This is a genomic window from cf. Phormidesmis sp. LEGE 11477 (assembly GCF_015207105.1).
Classification (GTDB): Bacteria; Cyanobacteriota; Cyanobacteriia; order Phormidesmidales; family Phormidesmidaceae; genus Phormidesmis.
This window is the reverse complement of the sequence record NZ_JADEXO010000219.1, coordinates 1-3,288: the sequence shown is the minus strand read 5'-3', so window position 1 is coordinate 3,288 and position 3,288 is coordinate 1. Positions and strand designations below refer to the sequence as shown.

Genomic DNA, 3,288 nt, shown 5'->3' with positions numbered 1-3,288 from the left:
CTTTCGCAGATCAAAACCGTCGCCGTCGGTCGACCCAACCCCGGCGTCAATACTGAACCTACCTCTACCGTCAACCAAGCCCAGCAAAGCCGAGCCCAGCAAAACCGAATTCCTCCTTCGCCCCCAGCCAGCCAGTTTGGCACTCGCTTGCAAATGCCCTCAGAGCGGGAGCGTCCGCCCTCGTTCTTCGAGAATCCTGTGGCGGTCGGCACCTTGGCCGCTGGTCTGGTCACCGCCGCCGGATTTGGCGGCTGGGCCACCGTCAGATACCTCAATTCACCGGTCACCCCCGAACCCACGATCACTTCACTGCCACCGTTGGGAAGTGAAGAAACGCCCGCACCCACCGCCACCGCCGACCCGCAGCCAGCGGAGTACACCCAGCCACTGGATCTAACGCCAGGCGTGGCCGAGGCCGTCCAAGGCAATTTACTAGGGGGCGATACGCTCAACTATCTGCTGCCAGCAGAATCGGGCCAGTCGCTTACCGTTGCTGTCGCGCCAGAAGGCGTGTTGCTCAGCGTTTTGGGCCCGAACGATCGGCCCGTGGCGCGTAATGCTAGGCGGGTCGCTCAGTGGCAAGGCACCCTCAGAGAATCTGGTGAATACAAAATTCAGCTCAGCCCCGTGCGCGGTGTTCCTAGCAGCAACTACCAGCTCAGCGCCACACTAGGCCCCGTCCCTGCGCCGCCCCCCGAAACCCAGCCACCAACCCAAGCACCAGTAGAGCCCACCAACCCACCAACCGACGGCACCGAGCCGCCAGCTACCAATCCACCAGCCACCGAGCCACCTACTCGCACACCGCGTCCGACCGAGCCGCCACAGCTCAACATTCAAAGGCAGAGAGTCACTTTTCCGGGTGAATCACAAGGAATTCGAGTCGCGAATAGCGTTGGGCCTGGGCAGCTCAGGCGCTATGTCGTCAGTGCTAGCCAGGGCCAAATTCTTACCGTTAATGCGCTTTCATCTGATGGCCCTGTTTCTTTCGAGCTGCTGATGCCAGATGGAACCCTGCTGCCCGATGCCTCTGACTTAGAAAGATGGCAGGGATTTTTGCCCGAAGGTGGTGACTACAGCATTGACGTGACCGCCCCTGAGCGATCGGAATTCACCCTAGAAATTCAGCTAAGTGCTGAGGTTCCACTCGGTGATTAAAAGACATCTGTTGTAGGCATCTGTTGTAGAAGAGGACTCGGTTAATTTGGCAGCATTGTTGATTACAGGAACAGATACAGATAGCGGCAAAACGGTGCTGACATCGGCGCTGGTCGCCTATTGGCAGCGGTATTGCTGGGCCTACCGATTGGGCCTGTGCAAGCCAGTACAGTCGGGGGAGGGCGATCGCGAACTATACAGCCGGCTTTTCGACCTAGACCAGTTCTTAAACCAGACGCCAGAACAGCTCAATCCCCTCTGGTACAAAGCGCCCATCGCGCCGCCACTAGCCGCCGCGCTAGAAGGCGAACGGGTCGATCTCGCTAAGGCGTGGCAGGTGATTTCACAGCTTCAGGCAGAGCGAGACTGGGTTTTGGTCGAAGGTGCAGGCGGCTTAGGATCGCCAATCACCGATGAGCTGACCGTCGCAGACATTGCCTACCAGTGGCGCTTACCATCTGTACTAGTTGTGCCGGTCAAGCTGGGGTGCATTGCAGCGACAGTGGCCAATGTCGCCCTCGCCGAGCAAAAAAAAGTCAATCTGCGCGGCATCGTCCTTAGCTGCACGGCTCCGCTAAATCAGCAGCAGCTAGAGCAGTGGGCACCGATTCAGATGATCGAATCTTTGACGCGCACGCCCGTGTTAGGCGTATTGCCCTATCTCAGGCAGATCAAAAATCTGGAGGCCCTAGCAGAGGCCGCTGCTCAGTTAGATTTAGAGCGATTGATGCCAAAGGCGTTCTGGGCATAAAAAAATCTGACAGAATACATAAAACGCTACGGACTCTCTATGCTGACGATCTCTAGGCCTTTGACGACCGACTTTTCAGCGCTGCGACCTGACATTCAGGCATTGCAAGCTGATCTCGTCCGCTGGCGGCGGCAGATTCATCAGCGCCCAGAGCTAGGTTTTCAAGAAGAAATCACCGCTCGCTTCATCTGCGATCGCCTGACAGAGTGGGGCATTAACTATACAAGCGGCGTTGCCAAAACTGGGGTTGTTGCCATTTTCGCAGGGCAGGCTTCCACTGCGATCGCCCCTCCAGAAGGAACGCACACAAGACTCCCGGTGCTAGGCATCCGGGCTGATATGGATGGACTGCCCGTTCAAGAACTCAACGAGGTGCCTTACTGCTCTATTCATGATGGCAAGATGCACGCCTGCGGACATGATGGCCATGTGGCGATCGCGCTAGGCACAGCCAAGTATCTAAAAGACCATCCAGACACGTTTAGCGGCACCGTCAAGATCATCTTTCAGCCCGCAGAAGAGGGCCCTGGCGGTGCCAAGCCCATGGTCGAAGCCGACGTACTAAAAAATCCCGATGTCGATGCGCTCGTTGGCCTGCACCTTTGGAATAATCTGCCACTGGGCACCTTGGGCGTTCGCAGCGGGCCGATGATGGCGGCTACAGAATTCTTTCACTGCACCATTCAGGGCAAAGGCGGGCATGGGGCGATTCCACAGCAGACGGTCGATGCGGTCGTCGTCGGCGCGCAGGTAGTAACGGCGCTGCAAACGCTGGTTTCTCGCAATATCGACCCACTCAAGTCAGCGGTGGTCTCAGTCGGCGAATTCAAGGCGGGAACGGCAGTAAATGTGATTGCCGATAGCGCTTTTTTGAGCGGCACCGTGCGCTACTTTGACCCAGACTATGGAGAGCTGATTCCCCAGCGTTTAGAGCAGATTATTGCGGGTGTGTGCGCGGCGCACGGTGCGAGCTATCAATTGGACTATCACAAGCTGTACCCGCCTGTGATTAATGACCGGGCGATCGCCGATCTAGTCCGTTCTGTAGCCCTTTCCGTCGTCGAAACCCCCGCAGGCGTCGTCCCTGAGTGCCAAACGATGGGCGGCGAAGATGTCTCTTTCTTTCTACAGGCGGTACCTGGCTGCTATTTCTTTTTGGGTGCGGCCAATGTCGATAAAGATTTAGCCTATCCCCATCATCATCCCCGGTTTAACTTTGACGAGACCGCGCTAGGAGTAGGCGTCGAAACCTTTGTGCGAATTGTTGAAAAGTTTTGCCCAGTAGATGAAGACTCTTGAGCATAGATGGGGCGTGATCGCGGATGATATAAACTAGACGACTTCTAGCTAAATCCGCTTTTTTGCCATGAGTGATTCAC

General features: G+C 56.7%; 2 protein-coding genes and 1 pseudogene. All 3 read left to right on the top strand.

Annotation, left to right across the window (positions count from 1 at the left end):
• Positions 1 to 1,158 (top strand): annotated as a pseudogene (locus tag IQ256_RS28650) (hypothetical protein); the annotation flags it as partial.
• Positions 1,159 to 1,204: 46 nt separating this feature from the next.
• The gene (gene bioD / locus IQ256_RS28645) at positions 1,205 to 1,909 is read left to right on the top strand and encodes a dethiobiotin synthase (RefSeq protein WP_193859087.1); all 705 of its coding nucleotides are present in this window, start codon (positions 1,205 to 1,207) and stop codon (positions 1,907 to 1,909) included.
• Between the two features lie 39 nt (positions 1,910 to 1,948).
• A complete protein-coding gene (locus IQ256_RS28640; RefSeq protein WP_193859086.1) occupies positions 1,949 to 3,208 on the top strand; it encodes a M20 family metallopeptidase in 1,260 nt (419 codons plus the stop codon).
• Positions 3,209 to 3,288 lie beyond the last annotated feature (80 nt).